The organism is Desulfomarina profundi (genome assembly GCF_019703855.1).
GTDB lineage: Bacteria > Desulfobacterota > Desulfobulbia > Desulfobulbales > Desulfocapsaceae > Desulfomarina > Desulfomarina profundi.
Genome location: NZ_AP024086.1, coordinates 2716863 through 2735463, shown reverse-complemented (window position 1 = coordinate 2735463; position 18601 = coordinate 2716863). Strand labels below are relative to the sequence as shown.

Genomic DNA, 18601 nt, shown 5'->3' with positions numbered 1-18601 from the left:
ATTAATATGATTTATTCTTCGGCCTGAACTTCGTCAAGATCGCCGAAAAAGTCATCCAATGCCTTATCGACCTTGACGTTGATGTCGATGGTGATATGAATCGGTTTGATTTCAACCGGTTTCAATTCCACTTCATGCCTGGTGCACGAAGTAAAAAGAGTTGTTCCGGTTAAAATGAAGAAAAAAAGATAACAAAGTGCAAGCGCTTTCATTGCATATTCTCCATTATGGATTGCATGTTCTTCCCGTACCGGAAAAGTTCGGTAAGCGGGATGCGAAAATTCAAATCAAGCCGTACAGGGTGTTGCAGTCCGGCCCCCTGTTCTGTGGAGATAATCCGGCCGTTTTTATAACCGAACGGCAGGGGAGTGGCAGGTTTGCCGTCAAGCTGCATTTTGATCAGCAGGTCGTCCGCTTCACTGTTGAATGTCAGCCGGGTCCAGTTGTAGGAAAAATTTTCCAGTGCCTGCATAGAGTAATCAAGGTATGGTGTCTGGTCAATACCCGGCATGTTTTCACGCAGTTGTCCAGTATTGTTGAAATGGACAATACCGCTGTGGCCAGGGGTGGAGAAGAGAAAACCGTTATCAAAGGTAATACCGGTCTTTGACAATATGACCGGCAGTTTCCCGTTCAGGGATCCTTCTCCCTCCGTGTCCTTTATACCGAACTGGTCGAGGAGCTGAGTAAACTTGAGTCGGTCGCAGTAGAGGGTGGTCTTCAGTTTTTCAGCAGTTCGGGAGAGTCGAAAAGAACTGCTTTCCACCTGCCCGCCGCACCAGGAGAACCCTCCTTTTTCAATGAAAACAGATTGATCGTCCTCAATTCTGAAACGTATGCGACCATTATTCAAGCTGATTTTTCCCAATGTTACGGCATCAATGGTACAGAGTTGGCCGGGACTGCTGCGAACATGGGGAAGGTCCGGCAGGGTCATGTTGAGATTGATACCTTCCAGCCGTGTTTCACCCTGAACAAGTGTGCCATTGCTCAGACTGGTTTGAGCTCTGCCTGAGAAAATGGAGTTTTTTATTGCAAAACGGGCTGCAGCCTGAATTCTTCCACTGAAACTCGTTTCCGGCGGCAGGGCGATAAAGGAAGGGAGTGAAGCCGAATCAACCGCTGTCTCCGGCAGGGTACATTCTCCCCTCAGAAATGCCGGAAGGGTGACTGTCCCTCTACATTGCAGGGAAAGGCCAGGTTGAAAAGCAGCTCTAACGTCAACGCCAAAAACGGCACTATTCCGGCTGTAGGAAAGGGTCCCTTCAAGACCGGCAATCGTGTTGTCTTTATAGTTGACAGTATCGATTGAAAAACTGCCCGATGATTTCTTTTTTTCCGACAAGGGAAAGCGTACAGGAATGGAAAAGGAGATGTCTTTTAATTCTGTTTCCCTCTCAATGAATACGCTGCCTGCAGTTCCCTGCACTCTGCCGCTGATATGGCCTTCTTCGAGCGTGAGGTTCCCGCCTAAATTGAGGGGGCTGACGGTGAAACGAGCCTTGTCCCTGGCAGGAGCACCTGTTTTTGCGGTAAACCTGAGGGTTGTACCGTGATTTTTCTGTCTGCCGGAAAACGTTATCTTCAGGGGAATGGCAGGAGAGTGGAGCAGGGACTGGGCGGAACCTGAAAATCTATTATCTGATAAATCGAATTCTCCGCTGAAATCAACAGATCCTGAGACCGGCCCGGAAAAGAAGATTCCCTGGATGGTGCTGAAAATTTTGTTCTTTTTTTTCCGTATATGGAGAATGACCGGCTTACCTGACGGGGAGGTGCCAAATGAACCATTTTCCCGGGAAATATGCAGGCCCGTAAACGTTGCTTTTATTTCGGCCATGGAGATTTTTGTTATTCCTTCAGTTTCAAGATCGCCCTCCAGGAACATGCTGCCTTTGGGAGAATATTCATGCAGAGAAGGAACAGATACGGTCGCCCGGTCGATATCGGGAAGAGTGGCAGCGATGTGGATGGCATATCCTTTTGGATTTTCTTTCAACTGGATGTCTGCGGTCAGGGGCAGGAAGCCATCAAGGTTAATTTCTGCCTGTAGTCCCTGAAGTTGTTTTTTGCCAGTATCAGTGGATTTGAAGCGAGTCTGCACCGTTCCGTTTATCATGAAAAAAGCGGTTCGGCTTTCAGTGTGCAGAAAAACCGTGCTGTTTTTTATCGTAAGATTTTTACAGATGGCGGGGAGGAGAAGAGGGTAATCGGCCACTGTTTTTTCACCGCTTTTTCCTTCTTTTTCTTGCATGTGGATAGTTCCGCCATTAATCTCAATCCTGTCAATTACACCGTTTATGAGTGCAGTCGGGCTGAAATGGAGGCTGACATCGGGAAGAACAACACGGTCCTCTTCCCCGTTGGCTAAAATGACCGTTCCGTGAAGCTGCCATGGTGAGATTCGCAGCAGGTTGATTTCCCTGGTGGCAAAGGGCAGATTTTCGGTCAGTCTCGGGATAAGCCAGATATCGGTGAAAGATGGCAGAAAAAAGAGGCCGAGAACGGTACAACACAGTAGAGTCAAAAGGAAGATGAAAAGGAGCAGTGCTTTCTTTATCATTGTCGTCAGAAGGTGTTGTGCCGTAACTGGTCGCAGGATTTGTAGTTTGTGACAGTTGTAAAAGTAAATCTTGTCAAGGAAGAAGTATCTCAGTATAAACGTAATGCTTTAGTACTGCATGAAAAATCCAGACTTCAATCCCGTATTTATCGGTTTTATGGACCATGAAGGATGGGAAAAACTCTGAAGTGCAGGATTAATACTATATCGAAGTATTGAAAATCGATGAAAATGCTGGATCGGGCAGATTAATTATTTTTGCCATTGATGGCGTGAAAACAGGATGAGTTATGTCGAATGAATTAGATTTTGATGAATTATTGAGTAAATATAGAACTGATCCGTATGACTATGTTGATGTTCATGCTGTTCATACCGGTCGGGTGACCTTCAAGGTTGGTGAGGGACAGGAAGTGGATGCCCCTGCCGGTGAATGGAAACAGATTCCCGGAACAGCGCTTTACGAGATCAACAGGGAAAGAAATCCGAAGATAATAACTGCGAAAATAAATGGGACTGTTGATACAATTGCAACGGAACTTGATGGATGTTTCGTTGAAGCGGGAACAAAGCTGCTGACCATCAGACATCCCATGAAGAAAAAGGAAATTATCGAAAATATTCTCAAAGAGGTCCTCTCTCTCTTTCCAGCACCGGAAACAGCAAAATACTTCTTTGCCCTGGATATCCAGTCACGTATTGAAAAGAAGGGAGCCCGATCGGTGACCATTGGTCAGGGTGATGAGGTTTTCACCATGTCTCTGATGAAAAGGGATACTCCGGTTTATTATACGGGCGAGCGTGGCGTGATCCATTCGATTTACTTTCAACCCGGTGTATCCGTGGAGCAGGGAGAACCCCTGATTGGAGTCTGCGCACCGGAAAAACTGCCTCTGATCCAGAAAATTATCACCCGTGTAAAAGCTGAATGGGATAGTGATCATTGAGGGGGTATTTATCTTACCTAAATCCTGCACTTCGGGAATAAAGAAAAAATATTTATACTGTATAAACAGATAGCTATCATATTGCAGTAGGGGCTGTACTACTCACTATCAGAGTGAGATTGTTTTTTCTTTATTCCCTTGCCCTGGGGGATTGGCAATTTTATCGAATCTGCTTCGTTATCAAGTGCTTGAAGTATGTTAATACGTCTGCGCCCTTGATGCCTCGCATCTCCGAAAAACTTGCCAATTGCAGGATTTAGGTCTTAATTTAATATATGACTGCGGAAAACAGCCCAAAACCGGAAGACGTCCAAGCTCTTCTGGCGAGATATGTGCAGAACAGAAAAAATCTGCCGGATGATGCGGCCATAATAGCCCGGTATGGCTGTTTTGTCGGTTCGCAGATTGAAAGCCATGTTTTTCTTGAACGTGCCATGACCCATGGTCGCAAACAAATCAGGGAAACGGTCGCCGCGGGAAAATCATTTCGAAACGGAACTGTTATTCTTGCCGACTCCATGGGATCGTCCAAAGGGCGTTTTTCCCGGGTCTGGCATGCGCCCGCCGGTGGTGTGTGGGGCTGTCTGGTGCATGCCAATACGCTGTTGCCGGGTTCCCGCAGTTTTCTTCCATTGGCGGTCGGTCTTGCCTGTTGTGAGGCTGTACGTGACAGTGGTGCGGAATCGGCCACAATCCGCTGGGTAAATGATGTTCTCCTGGATGATAGAAAACTGGCAGGTTTTCTGGTGGAAACATTTACCGAAGAGACTACCGGGGAAGAATATAATCTTGTCGGATTCGGTATTAATGTCAATAACAGTCGATTTCCAGCGGAATTGTCTTCCAATGCAGTTTCATTATCCGAAATTCTGGGACGGGAAGTTGATCTTGTATCCTTTTCGGTCCTTTTTCTCTCCCGTCTGGCCTGGTATTTCGGCCTGCTTCATTATGAAGAGGCTCGTGGGCTGAGGGGGGACGGTTTTTCCGGGAAAGATGGAGAGCACCTGCTGCTTTGCAGGTGGAAGGAGCTGTCAGACACTATCGGCCGGCGGGTTCTTTATGGTTTTGATGTAATGGAGTCACCACAGTATGAGGGAAAGGTGCTGGGAATCAACCCTGCGGGTGGCCTGGTCATACAGCTGGATGACGGTTTTGAAAAAACCGAATACAGTGGGGAGGTTCGTTACCTTTAACCTAAATCCTGCAATTGGCAAGTTTTTCGGAGATGCGAGGCATCAAGGGCACAGACGTATTAACATACTTCAAGCACTTGATAACGAAGCAGATTCGATAAAATTGCCAATCCCCCAGGGCAAGGGAATAAAGAAAAAACAATCTCACTCTGATAGTGAGTAGTACAGCCCCTACTGTAATATTATAACTATCTGTTTATACATTATAAATATTTTTTCTTTGTTCCCGAAGTGCAGGATTTAGGTTTAATATCTTCTATCGTAACTGATCACTTACCTTCTATCTGGGGACATCAGTTTCCAGGACACTATTTCCCTTTGAAAAATCTGTCTCCCGTAGGTATGCAGGAGTCCCAGCGTTTCTGTCAGTATTTTTCCCGAAATTTTCAGATTATGCAGTTTCTCCAGCGACCTGTTCTGGGCTGACGCCAGCATTCTTATGGTACCCCGGGAGAGGGGAGCGTGCCGTTTGGCAGAAGTGAGGCAGGAGGTGCAGACAAGACCTCCTGCCGTGCTGTCAAAACAGTATTTGCCCCTGTCCTGCAGGGGAATCCGACAGCGGCTGCAGCTGGTAAAATCCGGGCGATAACCGATACAATCATAGAAATGAATCAGAAAGAGAGCGAGGATGGCACCGGGCTGGTTATTCCTGTCCATGTTGTGCAGGGCCCAGAGTGCCAGGCGAAACAGCCTGTCATCGGTTATATTTTCACGGATTGCAAGGAGTAGGAATTCCCGGAGTACTGATGCAGTACAGTAGAGGTCGTAATTGCTGCGGATATTGAGGAATCCGGTATGCAGCTCTGCCTCTGCCAGAAAGCCGAGATCTCTATTGGCTGCGGTTCTGTAGGTGATGTGAAGAAAACTGAACAGCTCAAGCTTGTTGACAAAACGTTTCTTGCTTCGTTTGGCGCCTTTGGCAATGACTGCGAGTCTGCCGCTGTCTCTGCAGAGCAGGGTAAGGATGATATCCGATTCGCCGTGTTCGAAACTGTCAAGAACAATGGCCTTCGTTTCCCTGGAGATTGCTGACATTACTGGTCAAGAAGATATTCTGGAATCTGGATCGTTATCTGCTGTTTGTCGGTTTCCGGATAAGAGATGGGGATGCCGTTGAGAGTCAATTTCGGAAGATTTTTCGTATTGAGAACAAGTTCCATCTTCTCATTCGCCTCCCAGGTCACTGTTTCTCCCTGTGCAAAATTGAGCTTTCTGGGTGATTCCCCGTCAATTGCAAGGGTAAGGGATCCTGCATTTGTGAAAACAGCTTCGACCCGATATTTGGGAGAAGCCTCCTGTATCGTCGTTGTTTCATCGGGGGAGGTCTTGATTTCCGCTACTGTGAATGAGGGACTTTCTGAGTCACTTACCTCCTGCTGCTCTTTAAGCTGGGTGGAAACGTCCTGCTTCTGGAATGCCCGCAGTCTTTCACTGAGATAGGTGGCAGGGTTCCATGAAAAATACCAGCAGACAAAGGCGCCACTTAACAGGATGAACAGGATGGTCAATCCTGCGCAGGAAACCGGCATGACCGAGGGGCGTTCAGCCATATTGCCAACCTGCTGTGCCAGTTTATTGGGTGGAGGGGTTGTCCGTGTTTTCTTACCGGAATGTGCATTTTTTTCCTTGGTGTATATCTGCAGGATTTCTTCCGGATCAAGGGTGAGCATTCTCGCGTAGAGAGTGTAGAAACCGCGGGTAAATGCCTCGGCGGGAAGTGTTTCGAAATCGTCCTCTTCCATTGCTGTCAGGTTGGTTATGGTGATTTTTGTTTCGACCGAAACCTGATCAAGATCAAACCCCTGTTCAATGCGGGTCCGGCGGAGGAGCTCGCCTAATGAAATATATTCTGTGTCGGAGGTTTCAAGAGACATGTTTTAATTCCTGGTATTTAAGATAGTGGTTGTCCATAAATGGCCTTTTTGCCCGATTTCTGCGTCGCCACGAAAAATAAAAATGCTCACATATACTTAATATGCTGCGCTTTTTATTTTTTAATGCCCCATGAACTCGAACAAAAAACCTCATTTCTGGACAGACACAAGATAAGCCTGCAGGATTGAGGTGAAAATATCCGCTGTTTTATTTTTACAGTTTACGGATATACGCTTTTTCCTTCAGTTTTTTCACCCAGTCGGAGTACGCTTCCTTCAGCTTTTTTTCATACAGTTTCTGTTTTATTTCTTCTTTTACATCTTCATAGGATGCAGTGACAATTATAGCGTCTTTATTACCCGACAGCAGCTTGAAAAATTGGAAACTGCTGCCGATTTTGACAATATCGCTGATTGCTCCAGGTTCCAGGTCTGCAACGGCTTTACGCATGGCAGGAGCCATTTCATCAAGGGTGAAGATGCCGATGTCACCACCGTCGCTGGCGGAGGGAAGGCTTGAGAATTTTTTGGCAAGTTTTCTGAATTTCTGACCGGAAAGCGCCAGCTTGTGGACCCGTTCGGCTGTCCTGAGGGCGTGCTCTTTGTTTTCAGTCTCTTTCTGCGGATCGCCGGTTTCGTCCCAGGTGAACCCAATCTGCAGGAGATAGAAGCTGCCCTTTTTTACCTTTTTTGTGTAGTGTTCATCAAAGTAATCGACAATCATAGCCTCAGTAATGACTACTTTGGAGCGGACATCATAACTGATCAGTTTTTTCTGAAGCAGTCGTGTTTCCAGGTTTGATCTGTACATTTTTTCCGTCATCCCTGATTCCTTCAGCTTCTTTTTAAAGGTGGTTTTGTCCAGACCTGCACGGGCTCTCACCTTTTCATAGGCTTTGTCTATCTCTTCTTGACTGACCGAGACGTGAAACTGCTTTGCCTTCTGGATGATGAGTTTCTTGTCAATAAGGGCATCCAGGGTTTTTTCTCTTGCCTTATCCAGGGCAAGCAGGAGAGAGTCTCCTGAATTTTTCTGGGCAATAGCCCTGTAGAGTCCCTCGGCTTCCTGTTCGACTTCTGAAAGTGTTATAATATCATCATTGACAACGGCAACCACTTTGTCGATCACTTCGGTTCTGGAACTGACCGGTTTGAGGCAGAGGACGGAGAAGAAAAAAATAAAGAAAAATACCTTGAAAAGGGGAATGGTCTGAGAGTTGTGCATGGGGGTCCTTGGTCGTGGAATAAAAAATGTGATTGGTTATGCGTGCTTTTCGTATTTTGTATGAAAAAATAGAGGGTTAATCCGTGTTTTCCATCAGTTCTGGCGGTGTCAGGTTCAAAGTTCCTGGAGTCTTTGTCTGCCTGGCAGTAAATTATGGCAACCTATACTCTTTGAACTCGAACAAAGAATTTCATTTCCGGACAAGCACCAGTTAATGCACTGGAGTATAATCGGTACATCTCCACATGTACAGCAACTCTTCTGTCCAGTGTCATCGTTTTGTCTGCTGCGTTCAGCTTACCTTGTCTTTTACTCCCCTGAATCCTCAAGTACGGAATTGAGGTGATATTGTGTTGACTTTGCTGTTACATGGAATATTTTGTCGCAAAGATATATCATATAAATGGAAATGGCAAAAATAATGAACCTGAAGTGCAGGATTCAGGTGAACTTTAATCCGGAGTAAAATATGAAAAATTGTAAAACCATGCTGTCGATTTTCGCTGCCTGTCTTGTTTTGACTATCTTTTCCATATCAGTGTTACCTGTGCAGGCTGCAACAAAACTGCCGAAGTTCGCTTTAAAGAGTGTTCAGGACGGCAGTGTGGTCAAGAGCAGTGCTTTTGCGGGAAAGGTTCTTTATATTACTTTTTTTGCCACATGGTGCCCACCGTGTAAAGAGGAGGTTCCTGTTCTGATTGATCTACAGAAAAAGCTGGCTGAATCGGGTTTTACAGTTATCGGATTTTCAGTTGATCAAAAGGGAATGGATAGAGTTCGCAGCTTTGTGAAAGCGAAGGATATCAACTATCCTGTTCTGATGGCAGATCTGCAGACAAATATGGATTTTGGTGGTGTTTACACTATTCCGGCATCTTTTCTGGTAAACAGATCAGGTAATGTGGTAAAAAGTTATATTGGCTATGTGGAACATTCTGTGCTGGAAAAAGATATTAACAGTCTTCTTAATTAAGCAATCTCTATTGCACCTGACAGAAAAATACAATACACTGTCCCCGTTGGATGGAGTTGTTTCTGTGAATGGAGTGTAATTCCATGTTACCAGCGTTTTCCGGGGGTGGATCCAGGGGATAGGGTCCATACACGGTGGATGCTTACAATCAAGCAAACAGGAGAAGGACAATGAACAAAAAAATCGTAATTCTTGCATTGGCTGTGGTTTTTGCTCTGAGTTCAGCAGGTTTGGGATTTGCTGCAAAAGTAAAGTGCACCGTTGATTCAGTTGATGGCAACACAGTTACCATGACCTGCAAAAAAGCCAATAAACTCAAAGCAGGGGACAAGGTAAAAGTCACTCCTCCCAAGAAGAAGAGTGCTGTTGAGGGTTGTTAATTGACAGAGTAGGGAAATTTAAGTATTTTCCTTGGTCGGTTGGTCTCAGATCAACCGGCCTTTTTTTTTCTGAAAATCTTATTGCTGAAGGTCGTTTTGCCGCAGTCTGATTTTCATTTCTTTGTTGCACCCACAGGACGTAAGTTGCCGAGCCAACCGTCCATGTCGGTTTATCTGAAGCATGTAGATGATTAATATTGTAGAAGGAAAATGCGAATTGTCTTCTCCCTGACGTCTTGCTCTATTTTAATCCTTATTGAGGTATCTTTTGGAATTACTTAAAGCATTGGTTCTTGGAGCACTCCAGGGACTCACCGAGTTTCTCCCGATTTCCAGTTCCGGGCATTTGGTGATCGGTTCTCAATTGATGAAGTTCCAGGATCAGGGCGTGGTTTTTGACGTGTTTGTCCACCAGGGAACGCTTCTGGCGGTTGTTCTTGTTTTTCGCAGGGAACTGCTTGAAATGATCAAGGCCCCTTTCTCCTGGCTCCGGGGGAATCGTGAAGCTGGTGTCCTTCAATTTCTGATGATGGATATTTATATAGTTATAGCCACCCTGCCTGCGGTTGTGGTCGGTCTCTTTTTCAAGGACAGCGTGGAAAAATTGTTTGATAATATTTTAATTGTGTATTCCATGCTGGCGGTGACCGGTTTATTAATGATTATTACCAGGTACCTGCCCCAGAGAGACAGACCGTTGAACTGGTCTCGAAGTCTGCTTGTGGGGTGTGCCCAGGCATGCGCCATATTGCCGGGACTGTCCCGTTCCGGGTCAACTATTTTTGCCGGAATGCTCCTGGGGGTTGATCGGGAAAAAATAGCCAGGTTTTCCTTTCTTATGTCTATTCCGGCAATAGTTGGTGCAGCGGTTCTGCAGTTTGGTGATCTTGTCAGCAATCCTCCCACTGCGGGCGGTCTCGTGAATATCTTCGCAGGAGCTGCAATGTCAGCAGTTTCCGGGTATTTTGCAATTAAACTGTTACTTGATATTATACGGAAAAACAGGCTGCAATGGTTTGGTTATTACTGCCTGGTACTTGCTGCCGCTGGTTTTGGCTATACTTTTTTCATTGCCGGATAAAAATGAAAATCCGACTGTGGCGAAACGGCCTTTCCTGGGGGATTTTCAGATAAACGGGTCAAAAAGGATTTGGAAGAAATGGATATTCGAACACTTCCCGAAAAAGAGCGGGAAATATATAATAGAATCAGAAAAAAATACAAACTGACGTTTGATCGTCTGAAAATCGGAGAAAAAAAGATACGACTTCTTAAGATTGCGGATCTTGAGCAGTTTCTTGACGGGAAGGACCCGTTTGCCGATGTGTCCGAGTTCCCGTTCTGGATCCGGCTGTGGGATGCAGCCATGATTCTGGCTTATGTCCTCGCAGGGCAGAAAAACTGCAGGAACAGAACCCTGCTGGAACTTGGTGCGGGACTTGGAGCTCCGGGCCTGGCGGCAGCGGCGGCCGGTTTTGACGTGACCATCAGTGATTACGAAGATATTATCATGGATTTTCAGAGAGTCAGTGCAGCGGCATCACAACTTTCCGGAATTCGTTTTGCCCATCTTGACTGGCTTGAACCGGATGAGATAGGTTCTTTTGATGTCCTTGCCGGAGCCGAAATTCTTTTTCGGGAGGAGTTTTTCCAGCCGTTGTTGAATCTGTTCAATACCTGTTTGAACCCGGGAGGTGAGATTTATCTTGCCCATGATGCCAGGCGAAAGAGCCTGCCACGGTTTCTTGAGCTTGCCAAAGATGATTTTGAAATTGGAACGAAGAAACAGGTCATAAGAAAAAATGACGGAAACATAACAATATTGATCAATCGTCTTCGTCCACGATAAACTCAGGATCGGTTAACAATCCATGGCCCTTTATCCTGTCAACTTAAATATTGCCGGTCGTCTCTGTGTCGTGGTGGGCGGAGGAAGTGTCGCTTTCAGGAAGATTTCCAGTCTGCTGGAATGCGGAGCCGAAGTCAGGATTGTGAGCCCGTCAGTCACAGTGGCCCTGGAGAAAATTATTCAGGAACAGGGCCTGGTCTGGTTGAAAAGAGCCTTTGCAGAAGGTGATCTGCAGGGAGCATACCTGGCCTTTGCCGCAACTTCCAGACCTGAGGTGCAGGCGCTTGTGAAGAGGGATGCACTCCATTTTCAGGTGCTTCTGAACAGTGCCGATGATCCGGAAGGGAGCGATTTTCATGTCCCGGCCCATTTCAGGAGGGGTGAAATGCTGGTGGCCATATCCACAGGTGGAGGCAGTCCCGCTCTTTCAAGACAGACAAGACAGTGGCTTGAACAGGAAATAGGACCGGAGTATGAAGCAACTGTCGCCCTGCTGGCCTTGGTCCGCGAGGCGGTGTTGGATCGTGGTGGCGATTCTGTTGACAATAAAGAACTGTTCCAAAATCTACTCAAGGCTGATATTGTAGAAATGATCCGAAATGGTGACTGGTTTGAACTGCAGATTTTACTGCTGCGCGAACTTCCTGCGGATATTGATACAACCAGGCTGCTGGAAAAATTTCTCAGTGAACACGATAAAACTATGCATTAAACCGGAATCGCCATGAATGAACTCAGTTACCTGCTCTATCTTTCTGTTCTCGGGGTTACCTTTATTGCCTGTGCAGTATACCTGGTGTTTTTTTTCAGGCAGAATCAGGGGCTCAGGGTAATTGCCAGAAGGATTCTTGTACTCTCCGGAATTCTCCAGACTCTTTATATAATCACGCGCTATGTCCAGGTGGGGCATACACCGATAACATCACAACACGAGGCTGTTGTCTTCTTCGCCTGGTCCACTACCTGGGCCTATCTTTCCTTCAGGTGGCGGTATACCGTGAAAAATTTTGGCACACTGGTTACCTTGCTGATCTTCCTTCTTCTTCTTGTATCTTCCGTATCATCCCGGGAAATAACGGTTCTTGTTCCCGCCCTGCAGAGTTGGTGGCTGCCTGTTCATGCCGGTGTTTCATTGATCGCCTACGGTTTTCTGTCACTTGCCTTCTGCGGCGGTATAATGTACCTGCTCCAGGAACGGGAGTTGAAAAGCAAGAGATTTGGATATTTCTTTGCCCGTTTTCCTTCGCTTGATTCCCTGGATCAACTCAACAGCCACTGTCTTACGGCTGGATTCATCTTTCTCACCCTTGGTATCGTTACCGGATCCCTCTGGGCCAGGCAGGCCTGGGGGGCTTACTGGCAGTGGGATCCCAAGGAAACCTGGTCTCTTATCACCTGGTTTCTCTACCTGGTAATGATTCACCAGAGATTCACCGTCGGCTGGCGCGGGAAGAGAAGCGCAATCATGTCCATTGTCGGGTTTATCGCAGTTATTTTTACCCTTTGGGGCGTGACATGGCTGCTTGGAGGAGTGCACAGTTATGCAGGGTGAAAAGATTCTGTTGATGGGTGTGAACCATAAGACAACACCTGTGGAGATTCGTGAAAAAATTGCCCTTTCAGCGGGCTATGAGGAACCTCTGGCCGCTTTGAAAAAGATTAAGGGCTGCAGGGAATGTTATCTTCTTTCCACCTGTAACAGGGTTGAACTGCTGGTGGTTGTCGAGCAGAATGCTGATGTGGAAAACGAGATCATCCGTTTTCTTTTCGGTGATACCGTATCTCCGGAAGAATGCAGTAAGTATCTCTATGTATATTACGGTCGAGATGCTGTTCACCATCTTTTTACTGTTGCAGCAAGTCTTGATTCCATGGTCGTGGGGGAGGCTCAGATCCTTGGCCAGCTCAAGGAGGCCTATCGATACGCCGCCCAGTTTAACTGTACCGGTCCCCTGTTGAACAGGTTTCTTCACAAGGCATTTTCCGTGGCCAAGCGGGTGCGCACGGAAACCGGTGTCGGCTCATCCGCCGTGTCTATCAGTTATGCCGCTGTTCAGCTTGCGGAGAAAATCTTCGGTAATTTGAAAGGGAAAAAGGTTATGCTGGTGGGGCCGGGGAGATGGCTGAACTGGCGGCGGAACACCTTGTCGGGCATGGTGTCGGATCTGTGGTTGTCGCCAACAGGACATTCGAGAGAGCGGTTGATTTAGCAAAAAAATTTGACGGTCAGGCCGTCTCCATGGAAGAGCTGGTACATCAGCTTGAACGGGTGGATATAATCATCAGCTCCACGGGTGCCACAGACTTGATCCTCCATAAGGACGAGGTGAAATCGGTCATGCCCAGTCGCATGAACAGGCCGCTTTTTTTTATTGATATCGCCGTGCCTCGAGATCTTGACCCACGCCTTATTGAAATTGAAAATGTGTACCTCTATGATATCGATGATCTCTCAAATGTTGTGGAAATCAACAAGTCGGAGAGAAACAGGGAGGCTGTCAAGGCTGCCAGGATCGTAGATGAGGAAACCCTGAAGTTTCAGCGTTGGTACCAGGGATTGTCGGTTACTCCCACTATTCGCGAACTTCGGGAAAAAATTGATATTATTACCACGGGAGAACTGGACAAGACCCTGTCCAGGATGAATGGTTTGAGTGATCGCGACAGAAAGGCTCTTGAAAAAATGGTCAGGGCCATTGGTTCGAAAATCCTGCATGATCCCCTGGTATACCTGAAAAGTGAATCGTGTACCGGTCGGGACAACAGTGACCTGAGAATAACTATCATCCGTTCTCTTTTCGGGCTTGACAATGGCAGAAAATAATTTTCCGGAACTTTTGGAAGATGAATGGTATATTGTGCGCTATTCCGGAGAAATACCTGAAATAGCATATAATTCTGCTATTTACTTTCTGACCCGGGCAAAGGACGGGCCACGGCAGGAGCTGAGTAAAGAACAGGTCAATTTTCTGCAAAAGGCGGCCATGGATCGTTACAGGGAAATTGTCCTGAGAGACCTGTACCATGAAAACCATGGAAAAAGCATCTACCGTGGGATTAAACGTTCCATGGAAAATTACCAGAGAATGTGCAGGTTCTGTTCCAGGCAGGGGTTGTGTTGTGATGATATACGCCTGGAAACGGCGAATCAGCTTCTTCTTTTTCTTCGCAGGGAAATTGAAGAAGTGGTGGGAAAGGGGAGCCGGGCTTCAATTATTAACTGTTCCAGGGAGGAGCTGTGTCGTTTTGCCTCTGATCTGGAAGTTGAGCCGGGTCCGGAAATCCTGGAAGACCTGGATCTTCTTTTTGCATCTTCATCCTGAACCTCCAGCGGATTTACCTTCTTTCTGATGGTATTTGTTTTTCTGTTCTGTTATGTCTGTAACTTCAGCTTGTCGCGGATTCATGAGTATACCAAGCACTTTTCACTTTTAATCTGTTTATGAAAACAATAAGAAACATACTTCTCTCGGCCCTTTCTCTTTTTCTCCTTGCCGGTTTTTTAATTCAGGCGGAGGCCAGAACCGAAACCGCTCCTCCCCTGGATCGAAAAAGAAATGCACTGATCGGCTATATGCTCAGCAAGCAGCTGCCGGCACTCCATTTCAGTGAAAAAACAATGAATGACGAGCTGGCAGAGGCGGCATTTGAGCTCTATATCAAACAGCTGGACTACCAGAAACGTTTTCTTCTCAAGAAAGATGTGGAACAGCTGGAAGCCTTTGCCGACTATATAGATGACAATTTGAAGAGCGGCAGGATTTCTCTGCCTGATGCGGGGAATGACATCCTCAGCGAAAAGATCATGCTGGTTGAGAAAATGGTCGGTAAAATGCTCGAGGACACGACTGTCAGGGCGGATGATGGTGTTGAACTTTCCGGGAAAGGCGAAGGTGATCTTCAGGTCGGAATGTTCACTGTCACCCGAAAGGAAAAATATGAGACTGATATTAAAAAAATCGATTACGTGCAGAATCTCAATGACCTGAGAGAGAGATGGAGAAAAATTCTGAAAGCCCAGGTGATTTCAAAATTCCTTGATCTTGAGGAGGAACAGAAAAAAGAAGAAGATCCGAAAAAGAAGAAAAACATGACAGAGCTCTGGCAGGATGCTCTTGCCAAAGTGAGAAAAAGAAATAAAAACTTTTTCCATCGCCTTCATCAGGAAACCCTTCAGGACCATTACGACAGGTTTTTTAATTCCGTGACCAGGGCTTTTGGTCCCCACACAAACTATATTTCTCCCGCTTCCAAAGAGGATTTTGATATCAATATGCGTGGTTCTCTTGAGGGTATTGGTGCCATGCTGATGGAGAAAGACGGCATGATCAAGGTAGTGCGGATCATTCCTGGCAGTGCAGCAGCCAGGCAGGGTCAGCTGAAGGCTGAAGATATTATTCTGCAGGTTGCCCAGGGGGATGAAGAACCCGTGGATATCACGGATATGCGGTTGAGGGATGCTGTGAGACTTATCCGGGGACCAAAGGGTGATGAAGTTCGGTTGACAGTCAGAAAACCGGACGGGGCCAAAGAGGTCATTGCCATTATCCGTGATGTGGTGCTCAAGGAGGAATCTTTTGTAAAAAGTGCTGTTATCAGTTCCAAAGATGGCCGAAAAACCGGCTATATCTTTATACCCGGATTTTACCGGGATTTTGAGGGGACACGAAATGGTGCCCACGGGAGAAACTCGACAGATGATACCCGCAGGGAAATCCTGAAAATGGAAGAGGAAAATGTTGATGGCATTGTGCTTGATCTCAGGGACAATGGCGGTGGAGCACTGATTGATGCCGTTGATATAGCCGGTCTCTTTATCAGATCGGGGCCGGTTGTTCAGGTGAAGAACAGTTTCGGGGACAGGAAGGTGCTTGAAGATAAGGATGATGCCATTGTGTATGACGGCCCCCTGGTTGTTCTGGTCAATAAATTTTCGGCATCCGCGTCCGAAATTGTGGCAGCCGCCATTCAGGATTATCACCGGGGTGTAATAGTGGGTGGAAAGCATACCCACGGAAAGGGAACCGTGCAGGCGGTAATCAACCTCAGTGACCATATCCCACTGTTCTATCTGCGTAAGTACGATGATCTCGGAGCACTGAAGGTGACTATCCAGAAATTTTACAGGGTGAACGGTGGTTCCACGCAGTACAAGGGGGTTGAACCGGATATTGTCCTCCCCTCCCTGTTTGATCATCTGAAATCGGGAGAACGGTACCTGGAATACACCCTGCCGTGGGATACCATCCAGCCCGTCAAGTACACTCCATATTCTGATTTCAAGGTGGATATGGATCTGCTGCGGCAGAAAAGCAGAGAACGTGTTGTTGATGATGAGGGATTGAAGACAATCAGAGAAGAAGCTGAAAAAGCCAAAAAACGCCAGGACGAGACAGTTGTTTCCATTGATATCAATGAAATGCGAGAGAAGCGTGAAGAAGCCCGTCAGGTGAGGGAAAAAGTCGGGGCTCATTACCGGAAATATCGGCGTGAGACAGAAGACGATCCGGAGAAAGTGGAAAAACAGGCGGAAGAAGAGGGGAGCAGAGAGGTCTGGCTGAAGGATATTCATGAAGATCCCTACATCCATGAAGCTGTAAATATTGTAGGAGATATTGTCCATTTCAATGGCAGATAAACCTGTAGGTGATCAGGGGCACCCCAGACCAGTTACATAAAAAGCGTTGAGTTTTTGTTTTTTATCTGAAAATTTCGCTGCCGAAGATCGTTTCCCTCAGTTGGATTTTCGTTACTATATTGCGGCTGAATCATTGGGTTCAGCCATGCCGGCTTATACGTTTTTCAGCCTCACTGCGTAATGAAATTATTGTTGAAAAAGCCTGAAAAAAGTGATAAATGTGTGAATTTGTGAATGACCATTCAGTTCTCTTTTCTCGGGATAAGATGGCCGTTTTCCTGAAAGAAGTTGTCTTACTGAAGGGGTTTGAATTATGGATATTGCTGAAGCATTCAGGTTTCACGGGGATAAAATTGTAAACCGTTGGGTTGAGTACACCCTCTCAACATATTCTTCGTCCTCCTTTTTTATAAAGGAAGGGGATAAGTTTGCAAATCCTGTCGGAGGAAATTTCAGAGAAGGTCTGAAAAAGCTTTTTCTGCTTCTCACAGGAGATGGTGATGTGAAGGAGTTCTCTGGCCCGCTGGAGCAGATTATTTCTATTCGCTCCGTCCAGGAATTTACACCTGCCCAGGCAGTGGCACCCATAAATGCTGTCAAACATATTGTCCGTGAAGCCTTTGAAAAGGATAAGGAAAGAAGCCGTTTTGTTGGTGAACTGTATGATTTTGAGTTCAGGGTGGATCTGGCTGTACTGGCCGCTTTTGATATATACATGAGTTATCGTGAACGACTGTACCAGGTCCGTATTGACGAGATTAAATCCGGCAGCCATATATTGACGGACAGCAAGTGCCCTTCGGCCATGATGGCTGAAGACAAGAAAGTTATTAAAACGGTAAATAGTTTTTAACTGGTTTCAATGGAAGGAAGGGGCTCCCTCTTCCTTCTGTTGTTTCCAAAACTCAGTTTAATTGAAGCGAGGTAAGAAATGAAGTATGCCTTCTCATTCCTGGCAGTCATTGCTTTAATTCTGATTGCTTGGCTCGGATCACAGGTACCCGGGATGCCTTATCTGTTTGGTGTCGCACTGCCGTATCTGGCCATGATGATCTTCCTGGGCGGTTGCATTTATCGGGTGGTACAGTGGGGAAAATCTCCTGTTCCATTCTCGATTCAGACCACTTGTGGTCAGGGTAAATCGCTGGATTTTATCAAGCATGACAGATTGGAAGCACCTGATACACTTCCAGAAGTAGTGGCTCGGATGTTTCTTGAAATTGTGACGTTCAGGTCACTGTTCAGGAATACCAAGTCGGAAATCCACGATGGTCCAAAACTCACCTATGAGTCCTCCAAGTGGTTGTGGTTGTTTGCCCTGATTTTTCATTATTCATTTTTAATGATTATAATCAGGCATATGCGTCTGTTTCTCGATCCCATTCCGGCCTGGATCGGCTGGCTGGAGTTCGGTGATGGTATTTTTCAGGTAGGTGCGCCAACCTGGTATATTACCGATGTTGGACTTCTTGCGGGATGTGTGTTGCTGTTCAGCAGGCGTATTGTCAATCGCCATGTGCGCTTTATTTCTCTTATCAACGACTATTTTCCGCTGGTTCTTATTTTTTCCATAGCTGCCACGGGTATCCTGATGCGCTATTTTCTGCGGACGGATATTGACATTGTCACTATCAAGCAGCTGGCCGTGGGTCTTGTAACATTTTCCCCTGTTATCGGTACAAAAATCGGAGCTATTTTCTATATCCATCTCTTTCTTGTCTGTGTGCTGATAGCCTATTTCCCTTTCAGCAAGCTGATGCACTTCGCCGGAGTATTCATGAGTCCTACCCGAAATATGAAAAACAATACCCGGGCAGTACGTCATATTAATCCGTGGAATCCGAGAATCCTTCCCCACTCCTATGCGGGATATGAGGATGAGTTCAGAGAGTTCATGGTAGAGGCAGGAATCCCAGTGGAGAAAGAGTTGCCGCCGAAAAAGGATGAAGAATAAACAGT

At 46.3% G+C, this 18601-nt stretch carries 17 protein-coding genes and 1 pseudogene; 13 read left to right on the top strand and 5 right to left on the bottom strand.

Annotated elements, in window-relative coordinates; translation table 11 throughout:
* Positions 1-11: 11 nt before the first annotated feature.
* Entirely contained in the window at positions 12-212 is a 201-nt protein-coding gene (locus LO777_RS12625; RefSeq protein WP_228854249.1) for a hypothetical protein, read from the bottom strand.
* Complete coding sequence (locus LO777_RS12620; RefSeq protein WP_228854248.1) at positions 209-2563, bottom strand: intermembrane phospholipid transport protein YdbH family protein; 2355 nt, start codon at positions 2561-2563, stop codon at positions 209-211. The genes LO777_RS12625 and LO777_RS12620 overlap by 4 nt, the downstream gene beginning before the upstream one ends.
* Positions 2564-2853: 290 nt before the next feature.
* On the opposite strand from LO777_RS12620, the gene LO777_RS12615 reads away from it, so the two are divergent.
* On the top strand, positions 2854-3510 hold the full coding sequence (locus LO777_RS12615) for a hypothetical protein (protein WP_228854247.1): 657 nt from the start codon (positions 2854-2856) through the stop codon (positions 3508-3510).
* Positions 3511-3785: 275 nt separating this feature from the next.
* Entirely contained in the window at positions 3786-4703 is a 918-nt protein-coding gene (locus tag LO777_RS12610) for a biotin--[acetyl-CoA-carboxylase] ligase (protein WP_228854246.1), read from the top strand.
* Positions 4704-4976: 273 nt separating this feature from the next.
* Here LO777_RS12610 and recO read toward each other — a convergent pair whose 3' ends face one another.
* From recO to LO777_RS12595, 3 genes are all read right to left on the bottom strand, one after another.
* Positions 4977-5738: a DNA repair protein RecO gene (gene recO, locus LO777_RS12605; protein WP_228854245.1), complete on the bottom strand. Its 762-nt coding sequence runs from the start codon at positions 5736-5738 to the stop codon at positions 4977-4979.
* Positions 5738-6577 (bottom strand): helix-turn-helix domain-containing protein, encoded by an 840-nt coding sequence (locus LO777_RS12600; protein ID WP_228854244.1) that lies wholly within the window; start codon positions 6575-6577, stop codon positions 5738-5740. Before LO777_RS12600 ends, recO begins: the two co-directional genes overlap by 1 nt.
* A gap of 214 nt (positions 6578-6791) precedes the next feature.
* A complete protein-coding gene (locus LO777_RS12595) occupies positions 6792-7802 on the bottom strand; it encodes a peptidylprolyl isomerase (protein ID WP_228854243.1) in 1011 nt (336 codons plus the stop codon).
* 469 nt (positions 7803-8271) lie between these two features.
* Between LO777_RS12595 and LO777_RS12590 the strand changes: the two genes are divergently transcribed.
* The 11 genes and pseudogenes from LO777_RS12590 (at position 8272) to dsrM (ending at position 18596) form a co-directional block, all read left to right on the top strand.
* On the top strand, positions 8272-8775 hold the full coding sequence (locus LO777_RS12590; RefSeq protein WP_228854242.1) for a TlpA family protein disulfide reductase: 504 nt from the start codon (positions 8272-8274) through the stop codon (positions 8773-8775).
* Positions 8776-8945: 170 nt separating this feature from the next.
* Complete coding sequence (gene extJ, locus LO777_RS12585; protein WP_228854241.1) at positions 8946-9155, top strand: selenite/tellurite reduction operon protein ExtJ; 210 nt, start codon at positions 8946-8948, stop codon at positions 9153-9155.
* Between the two features lie 268 nt (positions 9156-9423).
* A complete protein-coding gene (locus LO777_RS12580; RefSeq protein ID WP_228854240.1) occupies positions 9424-10236 on the top strand; it encodes an undecaprenyl-diphosphate phosphatase in 813 nt (270 codons plus the stop codon).
* Between the two features lie 78 nt (positions 10237-10314).
* Positions 10315-11004 (top strand): class I SAM-dependent methyltransferase, encoded by a 690-nt coding sequence (locus LO777_RS12575; protein ID WP_228854239.1) that lies wholly within the window; start codon positions 10315-10317, stop codon positions 11002-11004.
* A gap of 22 nt (positions 11005-11026) precedes the next feature.
* Entirely contained in the window at positions 11027-11716 is a 690-nt protein-coding gene (locus LO777_RS12570) for a precorrin-2 dehydrogenase/sirohydrochlorin ferrochelatase family protein (RefSeq protein ID WP_228854238.1), read from the top strand.
* Positions 11717-11728: 12 nt separating this feature from the next.
* Positions 11729-12556: a c-type cytochrome biogenesis protein CcsB gene (gene ccsB, locus LO777_RS12565; RefSeq protein ID WP_228854237.1), complete on the top strand. Its 828-nt coding sequence runs from the start codon at positions 11729-11731 to the stop codon at positions 12554-12556.
* Positions 12546-13828 (top strand): annotated as a pseudogene (gene hemA, locus LO777_RS21085) (glutamyl-tRNA reductase). The gene ccsB and the pseudogene hemA overlap by 11 nt, the downstream one beginning before the upstream one ends.
* Positions 13815-14327 carry a hypothetical protein gene (locus tag LO777_RS12555; RefSeq protein WP_228854236.1) on the top strand — a complete coding sequence of 171 codons (513 nt, stop codon included), beginning with the start codon at positions 13815-13817 and terminating at the stop codon, positions 14325-14327. Before hemA ends, LO777_RS12555 begins: the two are co-directional and overlap by 14 nt.
* A 119-nt stretch (positions 14328-14446) precedes the next feature.
* Positions 14447-16642 (top strand): carboxy terminal-processing peptidase, encoded by a 2196-nt coding sequence (locus LO777_RS12550; protein ID WP_228854235.1) that lies wholly within the window; start codon positions 14447-14449, stop codon positions 16640-16642.
* Between the two features lie 313 nt (positions 16643-16955).
* Entirely contained in the window at positions 16956-17495 is a 540-nt protein-coding gene (locus tag LO777_RS12545) for an RsbRD N-terminal domain-containing protein (RefSeq protein ID WP_228854234.1), read from the top strand.
* Positions 17496-17573: 78 nt separating this feature from the next.
* Entirely contained in the window at positions 17574-18596 is a 1023-nt protein-coding gene (gene dsrM / locus LO777_RS12540; RefSeq protein WP_228854233.1) for a sulfate reduction electron transfer complex DsrMKJOP subunit DsrM, read from the top strand.
* The last annotated feature ends 5 nt before the right edge of the window (positions 18597-18601 follow it).